A 16,421-nucleotide genomic window follows, 5' to 3' on the forward strand; every position below is an offset into this window, starting at 1 on the left:
ACTTTTAAATATATTGATTTTAACTGTTTTGTATTATTTCGAATTCTAAAAAAATGAGTATTGGTAAACCGCCGATAACGCATAATAATCCAAGCCATTATTGGTAAAAGCTCCAATATGATACTGAAATCTAATTGATTGCCCTTTTGCAATTGGTGTCGAAAATGTACCTCCTACCCTCCAATTATCAATTTGGCTAGCCTCAGGAACCCCGTCAATTATTGTTTTTCCGCCAAAAAACCAAGTTGTATTAAAACCAATCCACATTTGATTTTTAAAATAATAACTTGCATGTGCCTGCAAACTATACGTAGGTTTTTGTTCCAATTTTTTTCCTAAAAAATCATTATTATCGGTATAAAACCAAACTCCCCCATACGCTTCTGCATATACATGAGCGAATCGTTTCGAAATACCTATTTCGGGTTTTATTCCCCATCGATTTGTGCCAATATTAACGCGTTTGTCTTCAAAATATCGTCCTGTTGGAATTGAAGTTACCAAACTAACCCCTAAAATTGTTTTTTGCTGAAAAGACCTGAATTCACTTTTATCAAGAGCCGGCGAACCTAACAAATTTATTCCAAAACGCACTTTTGTATCGGCAAAACCAGTTCTTGAACCCGTCACAAGATCACCTGCAACCAAAGCAGAACCATCCATAAAAGTAAACGGAAGCGAAACCTGAATACGCGCCAACTTATTTGCCAAGCCAAAAGTCCTGATATAACTCGCCGCAATATTATGGCTCTGAATTTTAAAATCGGAAATAGGTAAAGAAGGTTCTGTAACAACATTTCCATCCATGAAGACGTATCCAAGTGCTGCAACATTGAGCTTTTTAGGTACATTGGCATAAGCTCTTGGTTCTAAATCTTGGCCATAACTTATTATGATAAATAAAAAAAGTGCTGTACAGAAGATTTTTGTCGGAAAAACAGAAAAGTATTTTTTTGGCATAAATTAAAGAATTGGCGATACCATTAAATTATAACTCTTACTTCTTAATTTCATCATTTTTAGGTGGATGCAGTTCACCATCATAAGAAATTGGAGCCCTATTGTTACTAGTAACCGATAAAGAAGCTCCTCCATCAAAAAATATTGTAAACAAAAGATCGAAAACATCATCTTTACCTTTCACAGTAGTTTTGACAGTAACCTTTTTTTTGCTTTTGTCAATTTTGGTATTTTCAGGAACGCCCTCGAATTTAATTCCGCCATCACCGCCGTAAGCTACATTATAAGCTCGACCAAAAAAAGGAAGATCACAGGTTGTTTTTGTTTCGTTGAATTTTAAAAAATAAGTATTGTAATCTAGATTCAAAAGCCTTCCGCCTTGCGGCGTTGCTTTTTGCGCTTCAAAAACAAAGTTTTTGGAGTCAATTAAAGCTTCAATTTCTTTTTGCTTTTGCAATTCACGTTCTGCTTTAAGTTCTTTTTTGGATTTTCCCTGAGCGAAAGCCGGAAAACTCAAAAAGCTTACAAACACTATTAAAATGGATAATTTAACTGACATAAAATAAAAATTTAAGCGTTAAAAATAGAATGCTTTTATTTTTTAGTAAATCGCATCATAGCAATATCTCCAGAAATAAAATTTAAAGTTTTTCCGTCATCGGTAACATCATAAGAAGTTATTTTTTGAAGCGTGCTCATAAAAACCTGCTCGCCTTGCCCGTCCATGCACATCATTTTCGTAACTGCCATTGGCTGGGTAAAATCAATTTTATTGCCATCAACAACTAGTTTTCCAGTAAATGAATTACAACTGTTGTTTCCTGAAACCTGATTTTCTTTTGTATTGAAATTGATCGTCGGCTTTTTATTGGGATATAAACCATCAAAAGTTATTCGTGGACCGGTAATGTAATTGAGTTCCCAATTTCCATCTAGTTTCGAAACTGAATCTGTTTTTTGGCATTTGCATGAAATTAGCATTACTGCAAAGAAAACAAGGGTAAAAAAATTCTTCATCATAACGTTAAGCATTAAAAATTAATGAAATATAAAACGAGATTTGGGAAATTTTTCGTTAAAAACCTATACGAATTTAAGCAATATTTTTGTGTTCTCAGCGCAAACTAGTATTAATTTACGCTTAATAGTTTTAGATTTATTTAACTTTTAAAGTAAATTTTATCACCTTTTTTATGTTAAATTTACTTAATTATTAATTTAAATGCCTCTCATATGAAAAAAGCAATTGTTTCTTTCGCTATAATTACAGCCTTAGTCATTGGCTGTAAGACCAATACAAAATCAAATGACGCCAAAACTTTAACTGTAAATTTGGAGCCAAAAAGCAACAGTACCGTTAGCGGAACTGCAACTTTTACAGAGAAAAACGGAAAAGTGACTTTTGTTGCAAAAGTTGCCGGATTGCAGCCTGGCGTTCATGCCATTCACATTCATGAAAAATCAGATTGTTCTGTTGCAGACGGAAGTTCAGCTGGAGGACACTGGAATCCAACTTTCAAAAAACATGGAAAATGGGGAGTTGGCGAATACCATAAAGGTGATATCGGGAACTTTACTGCAGATGCAAAAGGAAACGGAACGATCACTTTGACTACAGACGAATGGTGTGTAGGCTGTGGTGATGCAACCAAAGATGTTTTAGGAAAAGGTTTAATAGTACATCAAGGAACAGACGACTTCACCACTCAACCTACTGGAAATGCAGGCGGTAGAGTTGCTTGTGCAGGAATCATCAAATAATAAAAAAACGCAATAACCACTATTTTTTCACAAAATCTAGTGGTTATTTCATTTTAAATAAATCCTAAAACAAGAAAAAAAAATTAGCTTTGCATTTTCAAATTAAAGTTAATGATTAACGCATCGGCACCAGGCTGGATAGATAAGTTTTTTAGTGAACAGAAGTTTTCAGAAGCTATTCCTTTTGAAACCACTGATTCCTTTTACTATAAAGTAAGAGAAACTGGTTTTATATACGGACATATCATTGCTATTGATTCGCAATTTCCTATTCCGATAAAAGGCTGGTTTAAGACCGAAATTTCAAAAGTAGCGTTACTTAATACCTTGTATCATGTTTTTTGTTTGGAAAAAAGAAATTCTGAACCAAATAACTTTATTGCAGAAGCTTTAAAATTCTACAACCAAATGAACCCAGAGGGTTTTAATTTGTTTAAAATTTTGCTTCCAAAAGACACTCCTTCTCTTTCATTAGAAAACATAATTGACCAAAGAGTTCAAACAAACGACAGTATTATCAGTAAAAACTTTTCGCATTTAGTTACAAATGCTTTGTTGTTTATCGATGTTTTGGCCTTCAGACAATATTTAGAACATGGTGCTATTCCCGATAAATATTTAAAACGAATAGAAGAAACCGTTCTAGGAATCGTTGGACTTGCACTAAAAACAAAAACAGTCAAATCACAGCACGACGATTTATTGATAAAACTTTTTGAAGCATCAATTCGTTATTCTAAATTTTCGAAAGTTACAGTTGAAACGCTTGAAACATTGTCTTTAGATTATTTCAAAAACACTTTAGAACATTATTATTTGATCGATATGGCTGGAATGGCTTTGTGGAGTGATGGTGTTGTGGAGAATGAAGAAGCTTACTTTTTATATTCATTAGGTTCAACAATGGGCGTTTCAGATGATTTTGTGACCAAAAGCATTGCAACAACCAACACGTTTATTACAACTCATAAAAAGAAAATACCGTATTTTAATTACTCAAATCCGGTGAAACATTTTTATGACCAAATGACACACACAGTTGTAAAACTGATTATTAGAAACAAAAACCGATTGGTAAAAGAAATTGTTCAAAGCAAGGAATTGATGGTGCTTTTGGCTTATTCTACAACAAGAGATTTAGATGCCAAAGAAAAGAAAAAAGTAAAAAAACAGCTTTTGGATATCTGCAAAACTATTCCGTCATTGACAATCTTTTTGCTTCCAGGAGGAAGTTTGCTATTGCCGATTCTGATTAAGTTTATTCCGACTATGCTTCCGTCTGCTTTTAATGAAAATCTTGACGAAAACGAATAAAAAAAAAATCGCCCTTTTGAGGCGATTTTTTGTTTTCTATTATAAATCCAGCTGATAAACAGAGTCTAGTTCATCATTTGAACTGATTGTTACATTCAAATCAGTTACAAAACCAGAATTTAATCCGTAAACCCATCCGTGAAGCATCAAGTCTTGACCATTTTTCCAAGCTCCTTGTACAATTGATGTTTTAGCCAAATTGTAAACTTGTTCTTTAGCATTGATTTCAACAAAAGCATTAAAACGCTCTGTTTCGTCTTCAATTGAATTCAGATATTTATCGTGTAAACGGTATTCATCTTTAATATGACGAATCCAGTTGTCGATAATCCCAACTGATTGATTACCCATAGCTGCTTTTACACCGCCGCATCCGTAATGTCCGCAAACAATAATGTGCTTAATTTTTAAAACATTTACTGCATAATCTAGTACACTCAACATATTCATATCAGAGTGAACAACCATATTTGCAATGTTTCTATGTACAAAAACTTCACCTGGTTTTGCTCCCACAATTTCGTTTGCAGGAACACGGCTGTCAGAACATCCAATCCACAATAATGGCGGTTGTTGTCCTTTAGCCAAATCCGCAAAATAATTAGGATCTTTTGCTAATGAAGTTTCAACCCACTTCTTATTGTTTTCTAATAACTGCTCATAAAATTTTCTCATTTCTTTTATTTTTTGAATGGTATTTCTATTGCATAAGTGCATCAAAAAAACTTATGTAAAGTTACCTAAATTTTGATATTTCTTATGTCATAGAAATACTTTAATTTTTATTATTTATTTTAAAACTGTTCTTTTATCGTTTCTTTTTTCACCAAAGCTCTTTTAGCAACATCATAATAATGCTCAATGGTAACATGATTATTGTTTTCTGGTGTATTCTCCAACTCGTATGCCTCTTTAAAACCTTTAAGTTTTACTTTGATGTTTTCATCGATTGCACGTGTTTCTTTAAACTCACGAATCAGATCTAAAACATCATGAGCGATATACTCAGTATCATGAGCATTGATAACCACTTTAGAATTCTCTGGAATCTCGTTTAAAGTTTGTTTAATCGCTGCTTTATTCAAGAAGGAAACTTCCTGAGCTAAATCGATATGAATAATATCTCCATCTTCATACTCTTCTTTTTTGAAGATATAAGCTCTTTTTAAGTTTCCTCTCAATACAAAAATAATACTGATTATAATTCCCAACGCAACCCCTTTCAGCAAATCTGTAGCAACAACAAAGACTAATGTTGCTATAAAAGGCACAAATTGATATTTGCCCTTTTCCCAGAAATGCATGAAAGTTGCTGGTTTAGCTAATTTATAACCTACTAAAATTAAAACTGTAGCCAAAGTTGCTAATGGAATCTTATTTAAAATTGCCGGAATCGACAAAACACTAATCAATAAAAACAAACCGTGAATAATAGTTGACATTTTAGATTTTGCACCTGCATTATTATTTGCAGATGATCTAACTACTACAGATGTCATTGGCAATCCGCCTAAAAGCGAACTGATCATGTTACCAATTCCTTGTGCTCTAAGTTCGACATTTGTATCTGTATAACGTTTTTGAACATCCATTCTATCCGAAGCTTCGATACATAATAATGTTTCAATTGAAGCTACAATAGCAATTGTAACAGCTACAACCCACACTTGAGGATTTGTAACTGCACTAAAATTCGGAAGAATCAAAATCGATTTAAAATCATCAAAAGATTTTGGCACTGGCAACGAAACCAAATGTTCTTTTGCAATTGCCAATGAACTTCCAGACGAAACAAAGACTTCATTAAGCACAACACCAGCAATAACGGCAACTAGTGCACCTGGAACTAATTTCAAGCTTTTTAAAAATGGTACTTTATCCCAAGCAAGCAATATTACAAGTGAAACCGCCGAAATAACAACAGCACCTAATTGAATGTGATTGATAACATCAAATAAAAATGAAAACGAATTACTTCCATCGTTTTGAATAAAAGCCTGATCACCTTCAAAATCAGCGTCATAACCAAAAGCGTGGGGCAATTGTTTTAAAATGATAATGATACCAATACCGGCCAACATCCCTTCGATTACATTTGTTGGAAAATAATTTGATATACTTCCGGCTTTCAAAAATCCTAATGCTAATTGAATTATTCCTGCGATAAAAACAGACAGTAAAAACACATCAAAAGCACCAAAATCAGTAATAGCGGTTAAAATAATTGCTGTTAATCCAGCAGCAGGACCTGAAACGCTAATATGTGATTGGCTTAAATAACCTACTACTAAACCACCAACAACGCCAGCAATAATTCCAGAAAATAATGGCGCTCCAGAAGCCATTGCGATACCTAAACACAACGGAAGAGCCACCAAAAAAACCACCAAACCTGAGGCAAAATCAGATTTTAGGTTAGCAAAAAGATTGATTTTTTTTGTCATAACACAATACTAAAAAATTATTCATTAAAGACTGACCGCATTTATGCAAATGCAGTTCATTCAAGATAATCGGAAGTATTATGCCAAGTTAGGGGGTGGAGCAAAAATGCTCGGAGAAATATTCTCTAATTTTACAATATTTTCAGACGCTATGGTCTTTTTTTCAATATAAACTGGCACTATTACCTCATGCTGAAGTATTGCTGGATAAACAGCAGCCTTAAGTTCTTTATGTGAGTGCTCCTCTTCAGAAAAACTGAAAAACATAGACGTATCATTGCTTTTCTTCAATAACGTCACCACAGTTGGTGTTGCCAAGAAAGCAATGAATATGAATAATAATATGCGAGCAACTAATTTCATTGAGGCAAAAATAGCGTTAAAGAAATAAAATCAAAGTTTTTTTTATAGAAATTTAACACTAACAAAAAAGCAGAACGCAATTTTCATGTCATTCTGCTTTTAATTTATTAAAATACAATCATTTAAATCGTTTCTTCAAGCCATGCATTCATCATCCAGATTGTTTTTTCTTGCTCTGCGATGAAGTCGCTCATCATAGAATTTGTCCCTTCGTCATTAATTTCTCCAGACTTATTTAAGATTTCTCTTTCAATTTTCAACAAATCAGATAACGAATGTACAATTAATTGAACGGCTTTTTCATCATTTGAGATGTTTTTCCCAACTGTCAATTTATTATGTTTGATATAATCTTCAAAAGTATGCAATGGAGTACCACCAATAGTCAAAACTCTTTCTGCTATCATATCAATTTTAAGTTGAGAATCTGTATATAATTCTTCAAATTTTACATGAAGATCAAAAAAACGCTTGCCGCGAATATTCCAATGAATCCCTCTTAAATTTTGATAATATATTTGAAAATTGGACAATAAAATATTCAATTCCTGTACTAACAATTCTGATTCTTTTACTGGTAATCCTAAAATATTTGTTTTCATAATCTATTTTTTACACTAATTTACTACAAATTTAAAGTAAGTTCAGAAAAAATTATATAAATAAAAATTATATTTCCTTATTTTTGCATCAAAAATTACTATCAATATGACTATAACTCAACTACAATATGTATTAGCTGTTGCAGAGCATAAAAATTTTACTCTAGCTGCTGAAAAGTGTTTTGTAACACAGCCAACTTTGAGCATGCAGATTCAAAAAATTGAAGAAGAACTTAATATCTTAATTTTTGACCGAAGTAAAAAGCCAATCCAGCTAACAGATATTGGACAAAAAATAGTAAGTCAAGCTAAAAATATTGTCAACGAAGCGGACCGAATCAAAGATATCGTCGAGCAACAAAAAGGATTTATTGGTGGTGAATTCCGTTTAGGAATTATCCCGACCATTATGCCTACGCTCTTGCCAATGTTTTTGAATAATTTCATAAAGAAATATCCAAAGGTTAAGCTTTTGATCGAAGAGCTTAATACAGAAGAAATTATTGTGAAATTAAAAAACGGACATCTTGATGCTGCAATTGCGGCAACGCCACTTGAAGATGAAAAAATAAAAGAAATTGTTTTATACTTCGAGCCATTTGTAGCATACATTCCTGAACATCATGCTAGTTTTGAAAAACAAGAAATTGAAGTTGCAGACTTAAATCTAAATGAAATTTTACTTTTACAAGACGGGCATTGCTTTAGAGATGGAATCTTAAATCTTTGCAAAAGCGTTTCTGATATCGATCAAACTAATTTCCAGATTCAAAGTGGTAGTTTTGAAACTCTAATTAAATTAGCAGACGAAGGCCTTGGTACAACATTACTTCCGTATTTGCACACCTTGGATTTGAAAGAATCCGATAAACTGAAACTACGAAACTTTAAGGAACCAAAACCTGCTCGAGAAGTAAGTTTGATTTACCCTAAAAGCGAATTAAAAATGCAAATCATTGATGCCCTCCGATCCACAATTGCAGGCGTTGTAAAAGGCGCAATTGTTTTTCAGAATGTTCAAATCATCAGTCCGCTACAAAAGAAAGCGTAATAAAAAAGGAGCCAATTTGGCTCCTTTTCTTTTATACTTTTATCAGTAGTAGACTTTGTTTTAATTCTGGTTTCTCGATTACAAAACTTAACAACCATTCTTGTAATTGTTCCATTTCGTAAGGTAACAGTGTTTTGATAGCTTTTTCTAGCTCTTTGCAGAAAAGCACCGGATCGAAACTTACTCTCTCAAGTATTGATTTCGTGTAATCAAACATCATTTTTGACATAATAAAATAAGATTTTTGGGGTTATCTAATTTTTTAAACTCGCACCAAATTTAAACAAATAACCTTTATAACGACTCTTTTTAACTATTATTTTTAAAAACTTTAGCAACGAATACGTTTTCTTAAAACATATACATCAATCTAGAATTATTCTAAATAATTGATCTAAGCGTTTTTAAAAGCGCGAAACATTTCTCGTTTTCCTGGAGGACCAGCCAATTTTTCGACAGTAAAACCAACCGAAATCATATTTCTTTTCACAACTCCGCGAGCGGCGTATGTAACTAAAACGCCATTTGGTTTTAAACTATTGTACATTTTTTGAAAAATTTCTTCACTCCACAATTCAGGCTGCACCCTAAATCCGAAGGCGTCAAAGTAAATCAAATCAAAAGTTTCAAAATCGTCGATTTCATCAAAAAATTGTTTCCTTTTGGTTAACGAGAACGTGCGGCTAAGTTCGGTTTTCTCGTTCCATTCACTTTTATGCATTTTTTCAAAAATGTTGTCAAATTCCAATGCTTCCAACTCCGCAACATAATTCATCGCTAAAACTTCCTCTGAATTGACAGGATAAGCTTCTACTCCAACATAATCAATAACCTGTTTTTTTCTTTCTGATTCCAAAAAAGTAATAAATGCATTCAAACCAGTCCCGAAACCAATTTCTAAAATCGCTACCGAATTATTTTCAAATAACGAAAGTCCATTCTTTATAAATACGTGTTTGGCTTCTTGTATTGCACCATGTTTTGAATGATAACTTTCGTTCCATTCTTCCAAATGAATTGTAGTTGAGCCATCTAGCGTTTTAATTATTTCTCTTTTCACGATTTTCGAATTTTATAATGGTGTTTTACTGATTTTCAGTCTGTTTTAATCATCAAATTTAGTCAAAACTAATGCGTAAAGCCTTAAAAAATCGCGCTTTTTTCATAAATTCTTTATAAAACTTACTTAAAATTTTAGGTTTATTATAAGATAAATAAATCTCAGTTAAACACAGGAATTAATGCGGTTTTACCAAGGAAATTACATATTTTTCCGTAATTTTGCATTCAACAAAAAACTATTCTTCAGCAGATCACCACGTTATAAAATCATCTGTTTAGGAATTCAATTCGATAAAACTTTACATAATTATGAGTACAACTCAAACAAGCAAAATTGAAATCAGAAAAGCTACTTCTTCTAAGATAAGCTCTGTAGACTTTGAAAACTTAAGCTTTGGTGCTGTATTTACAGACCATTTATTTGAATGTGATTACAAAAATGGACAATGGCAGACTCCGGTCATTAAGCCTTATGCACCTATTTTAATGGATCCTTCATCAAAAGTCTTTCATTATGGTCAAGCTATTTTTGAAGGAATGAAAGCTTACAAAGATGAAAATAATGATGTTTGGTTGTTCAGACCTGATGAAAACTACAAACGTTTCAACAAGTCTGCAGTTCGTATGGCAATGCCAGAAGTTCCTGAAGATATTTTCATGGAAGGTTTGAATGAATTATTAAAAATAGACCAAGAATGGATTCAGAGAGGAAATGGAGCAAGTATGTACATCCGCCCATTTATGATTGCTACAGGACCTGGAGTAATTGCAAATCCTTCTGATGAATATAAATTTATGATTTTGCTTTCTCCTGCAAAAGCATATTATGGAGGCGAAGTAAAAGTAATCATTGCTGAACATTATAGTAGAGCTGCAAATGGTGGAATTGGTGCTGCAAAAGCTGCCGGAAACTACGCTGCTCAATTCTACCCTACTAACTTGGCAAACAAAGATGGTTTCCAACAAGTTATTTGGACTGATGATGCAACACACACAAAATTAGAGGAAGCGGGAACAATGAACGTTTTCTTCAGAATTAACGATACATTATTGACTGCTCCAACAAGCGAAAGAATTTTAGATGGTGTTACCAGAAAAAGTTTGATCGCTATGGCTGAAAAAGAAGGCCTTAATGTAGAAGTTCGTCCAGTTATTGTTTCAGAATTAGTTGAAGCTGCTAAAAACGGATCTTTAAAAGAAATTTTTGGAGCTGGAACTGCTGCAGTAATCAGCGTTATCAAAGGATTTTCTTATAAAGATGAATATTATGAAATGGCTCCTGTAGAAAATTCATACGCTTCTTTCTTAAAAGAAAAATTAACTAGTCTTCAAAACAAACTTTCTGAAGACACTTATGGATGGACCGTTAAAGTACAATAATCCAAAACCGCAATAAATAAAGAAACCCGATAGATTTAAAATTTATCGGGTTTTAAATTTTTATAGCAGTTGCCTAAATTTAAACAGATAGAAACATAGATACAATATACCTCAAGAATATTAAAAAGAAACATGTTTCTAACGTTCTGACGCTTGGCGAGGTTGGGAAATAAAGATGCGAGATTTTTCCAATATGCACAAATTTCCCAAGCACAAAACTATCTTTAAATTCAGCATAAAACCCCAATCGTGCCAAACGGCTGTTAGTGGCAGGTTTTTAATATTCATATTCTATATGGACTTTTGTACTGCTTTTCGAATCTTTTCCATAAACATCAAGATTACATTTCCAATGTGAATTTGGACCAAGCCACTCTTCAAGTTCAAACTTTTTGTCGTTATCAACTACAAATACACGATTGTTTTCCAATAAAATTTTTCCAGTTTTTTTATTCAAGTTGTTAATTAAAATATCTCCAGATTCAGAATCGTAATAAACATCTTGTAAATCTCCATAACGATCTTCAATATCCATTAAATGCAAACCTTGATAAACCATAAAGCCAAGTATAAAAACTACTGTTAAAATTCTAATTAATAATTTAGTTACTTTATTCATAATACCTAAGTAAACTTGTCTCTAACACATAGCTATGTGCATTAATACAAGTGAAACGCCCTCTTTTTAAGCGCATTAAAAACTATGATTCTATGTGTTTAAATATTTGAGCTAAAGATTTCATTTTTACAATAATTTCGAAAAATCTGGCTTGAAATAATTTGGACCTTTCATTACTTTTCCGTCTTCGCGATAAATTGGTTGGCCGTCTTCACCAAGTTTGCTCATATTGCTGCGTTGAATTTCATCAAAAACAGCTTCAATTTTATCCTGAAGTCCATGCTCGATAATCGTACCACATAAAATGTACATCATATCACCAAGAGCATCGGCAATTTCGACAATATCGTTATTTTGAACCGCTTCAAGATATTCTTCGTTTTCTTCTTTCATCAAATTATAACGAAGCAGCTTTTTTGTTGCTCCCAAATCAGCGATTGGCGACTGACTGTGACCTATTTTAAAAGCAGTATGAAATTCAGTTACTGCATCCAATTGTTTCTTCATGTTTTTAATTGATTAAATGAATTGGCAAATTAGTAACAATTCGTGTACAATTCTCTAAATTTGCCAAAAATAATTTCATCTATGTTTAGTCAAGGACAAATAATATTCGGAGTCTGCTTTTTTATTGCTTTTGTAATTGTTATGATATTTGCATATCGAAAAGACCTCGCGCTTCATAAAATATTCTACAAAGGAAATTACAAGGTTTTGCTTGTATTTCTACTCTTCATTGCTCTTTTATTTGTGATCAAAATCTTTTTCAAAAGATAATTTGTAGAATCCCGATTTTTACTTCCATTAAATAAATTTAAAAAAATATAATTAAACGCTTTCAAACACGTTTAATTTGAATATTTTTTTGATCAAAATAATTTATAAAGTGTACTTTTATCGCGATGCTATTTTTAGTGTGACTAGTAATAAAAATTTATAACTTTACGACACCAAACATTCTACCCAAATGAAGATTCTAAAATATTTATTTCTTTTATCATTATTAAGCTTAGTTGCTCTTACTGTTTTTGTTGCTACTCAAAAAGGTATTTTTACTGTAGAAAGAAGCAAGGTGATCAATTCGCCAAAAGCGACAGTTTACAACTACATCAATGATTTTAGGAATTATGAAGATTTTGAATCTTGGGCGGTTGAAGACCCTTCATTAAATTTTACTTTCCCAAATAAAACAGCTGGAAACGGCGCTTCATTTTACTGGACAGGAACAGAAGGTTCTGGAAATGCTATCACGCTAAAAACAAAAGACGGCGAAAGCATTCAGCAAAAAATGAAATATGACGGTACTGAAGCCGATGTGAATTGGACTTTCAAAGATACTTTGGCAGGAAAAACAAAAGTTACTTGGAAAGCAAAAGGAACAATGAGCTTTTTGTTCAAAATCTATACGGCTCTAAACGGAGGTTCAGATAAAGTTATCGGAACAATTTATGAAAAGAGCTTAGCAAACATTGACAAAAATCTGGATTACGAAACCAAAACCTACAATATAAAAGTTGACGGTGTGGTTCAAAAAACCGAAACGCCTTATATCAAACAGACATTTACAAGTGAAATTGCGAAAGTAACCAAAAATGCAAGAATTGTAATTCCGAAGCTTATTCGCTTTAGCGAAACCAATGCTTTACAAGCTACAGGAAAACCGTTTATTATTTATCATACTTATAATACCACAACTGGACTAGCCAAAATTTCGATTTGTTTGCCAATAAACAAAGAAATCTCAATTAGTTCTGGAAGTGATATTTTATCTGGCAAATTAAACGGATTTGAAGCTGTAAAAACAACTTTAACAGGTGATTATTCACATACTGCTGAAGCTATAGGAAAAAGTACAGCATACATCAACAATCAAAAAATTGTACCGGATTTAAGTTGGTCACATTTAGAAGTACTGACCGTAAATAAATTAGACACAAAAAGTCCGTCTAAATTACTTACTGAAATCTATTTCCCAACAAAACCAAAAGTTGTTCCGGTAACAGCTCCAGTTTCTGATCCATACAGCAATACACAAACAGATCCGTCAGCAGTAAACACAGCTACAGATCCTGCAGTTGCCAACCCAGCAACAACAACTCCTGTTGTGAAAAAATCGGTAGCCAAACCAAAACCTGCCGCACCTAAACCTACTACACCGACAACTACGCCAGAAGAAGATGAATTCTAAAACAAAGAGCATTAAACCTTTGTCTTAAAATTCATTCTAACTAGGATAAATGAAAAAATTTGACAGACGAGAAGGAATTTATACAACAATTATTGAATCCTAAAACGCAAAACGCAGCGTTTCAAAAACTCTTGTCTGATTATCAAAAACCGTTATATTCTCATATTCGAAACATTGTTTTGGATCATGACGATACCGATGATGTTTTGCAGAATACTTTTGTAAAAGTTTTTCAGTATTTAAAAAATTTCAAAGGCGAAAGCAAGCTTTTTTCTTGGATGTACCGCATTGCAACAAATGAAGCTTTGACCTTTTTAAATCAAAAAGCAAAATTAAGCGGACTGACATCTGAAGCTTTACAAACAAAAACTATTGAAAATCTAAAATCTGATACCTATTTTGATGGAGATGAAATTCAAATCAAGCTCCAAAAAGCCATCGTTACTTTGCCTGAAAAACAGCAATTGGTTTTTAAAATGAAATATTTTGAAGAATTAAAGTACGAAGAAATCGCTGAAATTTTAGGAACTTCAGTGGGCGCTCTAAAAGCATCTTATCATCATGCGGTAAAAAAAATTGAATTATATGTTACATCAAATTAAACCTTTTGTAAAAAAAACTATCTTATAGACATTATGAAAGCATTTAAATTAGAAAACGAACCGAAAATCAAATCTGGATTTAAAACTCCAGAGCATTATTTTGATGATTTATCGGCAAAAGTTTTACAGCAGATTAACGAAAAAGAAGTAAAAGTAATACCATTTTACAAACGCAAAAATGTAATTTCAATCGCTGTGGCCGCAGTAATTGTTTTTGCACTGATGATTCCTATTGTCAATAATTACAATGACACTTCTAAAGAACTTGACGAAGCTACTTTAGAAACCTATTTATCATATCAATCGAATTTGAACCAATACGATTTGATTCAAAATTTAGACACAAAAGACATTCAAAAACTAAATAAAAATGTTGCTATTGAGGATGAAACTCTTGAAGACATTCTAGCATCAAATCCTAACATCGAACACTTAATTTCTGAATAAAAAACAAAACTTAAAAGATGAAGATCAAAAATATACTGCCGATAATTTTGTTCATGATAAGCTTTTCATTTTACGCCCAAGGCGGAAAAATAGATGAAAAACGCGAAAAAATCAAAGCTTATAAAGTTTCTTTTTTAACAACTGAGTTAGAACTGACTCCTTCAGAAGCTGAAAAATTCTGGCCAATTTACAACGCCTATGATGACAAACAATTTGAATTAAGACATCAAAAAATGAAAGCGTATATGGAACGCCTGGATGATGACAATATTAATTCAATTTCTGAGAAAGAAGCTGCAGTCGTGCTTGCGCAAATGGAAAGCACAGACAAAGAATTATATCTTTTGCGAGAAAAATACAATGCAAACTTAAAAAAGATTCTTTCAGCAAAAAAAATATTGAAACTTAAAAAATCTGAAGATGACTTTAATCGAAAATTACTAAAGCAATATCGTGATAAGGCCGCAAAAGATTAAATAAAATACAACAGCGACAAGCCCCCTATATAATAATACTTACTTTATTATTTAGGGGGCTTGTTATTTTTTAAAGAATTTATTCTTTATATAAAAGTAATTCGGATCAACTTATTGTAACCTGCTGCTATTGCTGTATTCTTATTCACAAATCGGATTGTAAAAAGCTTAGAATCATCGGAAAGCTGTTTCCAAGTTGCGCCTCCATCTTGAGAATATTGAATGCCTGAAGCACCTACACAAACCAGCTCTCTTGCGTTACTTCCAGGCACGTACTGCACGCATGAAGCATATCCAAAACCTTGGTTTTGACCAATCAATTCCCAAGTTTTACCGCCATCTTTTGTGCAAATCTTGTTGTCTGAATTTTTCTCCGGAAACTCATAATCACCTCCTGCAGCAAATCCGTGTTTTGCATCATAAAAATCAGCAGTAAAAATTCCTGTCATTTCTTTTCCTTGAATAATTGGCGTATCAACAACTTTCCAAGTTTTTGCTTTATCTGGAGAATAAAAAACACGAGATTTTTTTCCGCCAGAAACCAGCCATGTATCGTTCCCTTTAATTATGATGTTGGTATTACTTGCTGCAAAAGCTGCTTCGCCCTGCGTATTTGTCGGTAATTTATCTGAAAGTAGTTTTGTCCAAGTTTCACCTCCGTCACGAGTCACAATCATCGAAAAAGTGTCTTCTGTAGGATCTCCAATTGCGATTCCTTCTTTTTCATTCCAGAATTGCATACTGTCGTAAAACACTTTTGAGTTAACTTCTTTATAAACTAATTTAACTTTTCTAGTCTTTTTGTCAATTTGGTACAACAACGCAGGATTTGCAACACTTAATAAAAAAATGCTTTTTGAATTTTGCGCGATGCTTCTAAATTCCAAATTAAGGGTATCGCGATAGATATGATCTTCAAATTTTTCTCTTTTGTCTAAATCAAAACAGCCAAAACGAGAGTTATCGGCACCGTACCATATTTTATTATTATCGATAGCAATCGCTCTAATACTAATTTTATCCTGAAATAAAACTTCGGTCTGCATTGAAACAAAGCCTCCTGCAATTGGTGCTTTATCATTATTTTTCAACGCTTTAAAGGACACCAATAAAACAAATAAACTAAAAAATAATATTAATTTTCTCATGTAG

21 protein-coding genes are annotated in these 16,421 nt (G+C 32.7%); 9 read left to right on the forward strand and 12 right to left on the reverse strand.

What is annotated here, in order from left to right; all coding sequences use genetic code 11:
* Window positions 1–45 precede the first annotated feature (45 nt).
* Genes SCB73_RS00290 through SCB73_RS00300 form a run of 3 tightly spaced genes read right to left on the reverse strand, consistent with a single transcriptional unit; the run spans window position 46 to window position 1,980 of the window.
* A complete protein-coding gene (locus SCB73_RS00290; RefSeq protein ID WP_320568211.1) occupies window positions 46–960 on the reverse strand; it encodes a transporter in 915 nt (304 codons plus the stop codon).
* A 37-nt stretch (window positions 961–997) separates the two neighbouring features.
* Window positions 998–1,519 (reverse strand): DUF4251 domain-containing protein, encoded by a 522-nt coding sequence (locus SCB73_RS00295; RefSeq protein ID WP_320568212.1) that lies wholly within the window; start codon window positions 1,517–1,519, stop codon window positions 998–1,000.
* Window positions 1,520–1,554: 35 nt separating this feature from the next.
* A complete protein-coding gene (locus SCB73_RS00300; protein ID WP_320568213.1) occupies window positions 1,555–1,980 on the reverse strand; it encodes an META domain-containing protein in 426 nt (141 codons plus the stop codon).
* Between the two features lie 213 nt (window positions 1,981–2,193).
* On the opposite strand from SCB73_RS00300, the gene SCB73_RS00305 reads away from it, so the two are divergent.
* On the forward strand, window positions 2,194–2,721 hold the full coding sequence (locus SCB73_RS00305; RefSeq protein WP_320568214.1) for a superoxide dismutase family protein: 528 nt from the start codon (window positions 2,194–2,196) through the stop codon (window positions 2,719–2,721).
* Window positions 2,722–2,832: 111 nt separating this feature from the next.
* Window positions 2,833–4,035: an LETM1-related biofilm-associated protein gene (locus tag SCB73_RS00310; RefSeq protein ID WP_320568215.1), complete on the forward strand. Its 1,203-nt coding sequence runs from the start codon at window positions 2,833–2,835 to the stop codon at window positions 4,033–4,035.
* Between the two features lie 39 nt (window positions 4,036–4,074).
* Here SCB73_RS00310 and can read toward each other — a convergent pair whose 3' ends face one another.
* From can to SCB73_RS00330, 4 genes are all read right to left on the reverse strand, one after another.
* Window positions 4,075–4,710: a carbonate dehydratase gene (gene can, locus SCB73_RS00315; RefSeq protein WP_160782203.1), complete on the reverse strand. Its 636-nt coding sequence runs from the start codon at window positions 4,708–4,710 to the stop codon at window positions 4,075–4,077.
* A 119-nt stretch (window positions 4,711–4,829) separates the two neighbouring features.
* Window positions 4,830–6,479, reverse strand: coding sequence for a SulP family inorganic anion transporter (locus SCB73_RS00320; RefSeq protein WP_320568216.1), 1,650 nt, complete (start codon window positions 6,477–6,479; stop codon window positions 4,830–4,832).
* Between the two features lie 78 nt (window positions 6,480–6,557).
* Window positions 6,558–6,842, reverse strand: coding sequence for a hypothetical protein (locus tag SCB73_RS00325; protein WP_132989912.1), 285 nt, complete (start codon window positions 6,840–6,842; stop codon window positions 6,558–6,560).
* Between the two features lie 122 nt (window positions 6,843–6,964).
* A complete protein-coding gene (locus tag SCB73_RS00330) occupies window positions 6,965–7,444 on the reverse strand; it encodes a Dps family protein (RefSeq protein WP_320568217.1) in 480 nt (159 codons plus the stop codon).
* Window positions 7,445–7,550: 106 nt separating this feature from the next.
* Between SCB73_RS00330 and SCB73_RS00335 the strand changes: the two genes are divergently transcribed.
* Complete coding sequence (locus SCB73_RS00335) at window positions 7,551–8,495, forward strand: LysR substrate-binding domain-containing protein (RefSeq protein WP_132989910.1); 945 nt, start codon at window positions 7,551–7,553, stop codon at window positions 8,493–8,495.
* A gap of 31 nt (window positions 8,496–8,526) precedes the next feature.
* Here the strand turns inward: SCB73_RS00335 and SCB73_RS00340 are convergent, their stop codons facing one another.
* On the reverse strand, window positions 8,527–8,724 hold the full coding sequence (locus tag SCB73_RS00340; protein WP_026730370.1) for a hypothetical protein: 198 nt from the start codon (window positions 8,722–8,724) through the stop codon (window positions 8,527–8,529).
* 165 nt (window positions 8,725–8,889) lie between these two features.
* The gene (gene mnmC2 / locus SCB73_RS00345; RefSeq protein ID WP_320568218.1) at window positions 8,890–9,555 is read right to left on the reverse strand and encodes a tRNA (5-methylaminomethyl-2-thiouridine)(34)-methyltransferase MnmC2; all 666 of its coding nucleotides are present in this window, start codon (window positions 9,553–9,555) and stop codon (window positions 8,890–8,892) included.
* A 311-nt stretch (window positions 9,556–9,866) separates the two neighbouring features.
* Between mnmC2 and SCB73_RS00350 the strand changes: the two genes are divergently transcribed.
* A complete protein-coding gene (locus SCB73_RS00350; protein WP_320568219.1) occupies window positions 9,867–10,937 on the forward strand; it encodes a branched-chain amino acid aminotransferase in 1,071 nt (356 codons plus the stop codon).
* Window positions 10,938–11,214: 277 nt separating this feature from the next.
* On the opposite strand, the gene SCB73_RS00355 is transcribed toward SCB73_RS00350, so the two are convergent.
* Window positions 11,215–11,556 carry a hypothetical protein gene (locus tag SCB73_RS00355; RefSeq protein WP_320568220.1) on the reverse strand — a complete coding sequence of 114 codons (342 nt, stop codon included), beginning with the start codon at window positions 11,554–11,556 and terminating at the stop codon, window positions 11,215–11,217.
* A 126-nt stretch (window positions 11,557–11,682) separates the two neighbouring features.
* Complete coding sequence (locus SCB73_RS00360; protein ID WP_026730373.1) at window positions 11,683–12,063, reverse strand: pyrophosphohydrolase domain-containing protein; 381 nt, start codon at window positions 12,061–12,063, stop codon at window positions 11,683–11,685.
* 81 nt (window positions 12,064–12,144) lie between these two features.
* Between SCB73_RS00360 and SCB73_RS00365 the strand changes: the two genes are divergently transcribed.
* The 5 genes from SCB73_RS00365 to SCB73_RS00385 all read left to right on the forward strand — a co-directional run bounded on the left by SCB73_RS00365 (window position 12,145) and on the right by SCB73_RS00385 (window position 15,269).
* The gene (locus SCB73_RS00365) at window positions 12,145–12,333 is read left to right on the forward strand and encodes a hypothetical protein (RefSeq protein WP_132989906.1); all 189 of its coding nucleotides are present in this window, start codon (window positions 12,145–12,147) and stop codon (window positions 12,331–12,333) included.
* A 190-nt stretch (window positions 12,334–12,523) separates the two neighbouring features.
* Window positions 12,524–13,744 carry an SRPBCC family protein gene (locus tag SCB73_RS00370; RefSeq protein WP_320568221.1) on the forward strand — a complete coding sequence of 407 codons (1,221 nt, stop codon included), beginning with the start codon at window positions 12,524–12,526 and terminating at the stop codon, window positions 13,742–13,744.
* Between the two features lie 59 nt (window positions 13,745–13,803).
* Window positions 13,804–14,346 carry an RNA polymerase sigma factor gene (locus SCB73_RS00375; RefSeq protein ID WP_320568222.1) on the forward strand — a complete coding sequence of 181 codons (543 nt, stop codon included), beginning with the start codon at window positions 13,804–13,806 and terminating at the stop codon, window positions 14,344–14,346.
* A 33-nt stretch (window positions 14,347–14,379) separates the two neighbouring features.
* Complete coding sequence (locus SCB73_RS00380; protein WP_320568223.1) at window positions 14,380–14,793, forward strand: hypothetical protein; 414 nt, start codon at window positions 14,380–14,382, stop codon at window positions 14,791–14,793.
* A 17-nt stretch (window positions 14,794–14,810) separates the two neighbouring features.
* Window positions 14,811–15,269, forward strand: coding sequence for a sensor of ECF-type sigma factor (locus SCB73_RS00385; RefSeq protein WP_320568224.1), 459 nt, complete (start codon window positions 14,811–14,813; stop codon window positions 15,267–15,269).
* 86 nt (window positions 15,270–15,355) lie between these two features.
* Here the strand turns inward: SCB73_RS00385 and SCB73_RS00390 are convergent, their stop codons facing one another.
* A complete protein-coding gene (locus tag SCB73_RS00390; RefSeq protein ID WP_320568225.1) occupies window positions 15,356–16,417 on the reverse strand; it encodes a WD40/YVTN/BNR-like repeat-containing protein in 1,062 nt (353 codons plus the stop codon).
* Window positions 16,418–16,421: the final 4 nt, after the last annotated feature.

Source organism: Flavobacterium sp. KACC 22761 (assembly GCF_034058155.1).
Taxonomy (GTDB): domain Bacteria; phylum Bacteroidota; class Bacteroidia; order Flavobacteriales; family Flavobacteriaceae; genus Flavobacterium.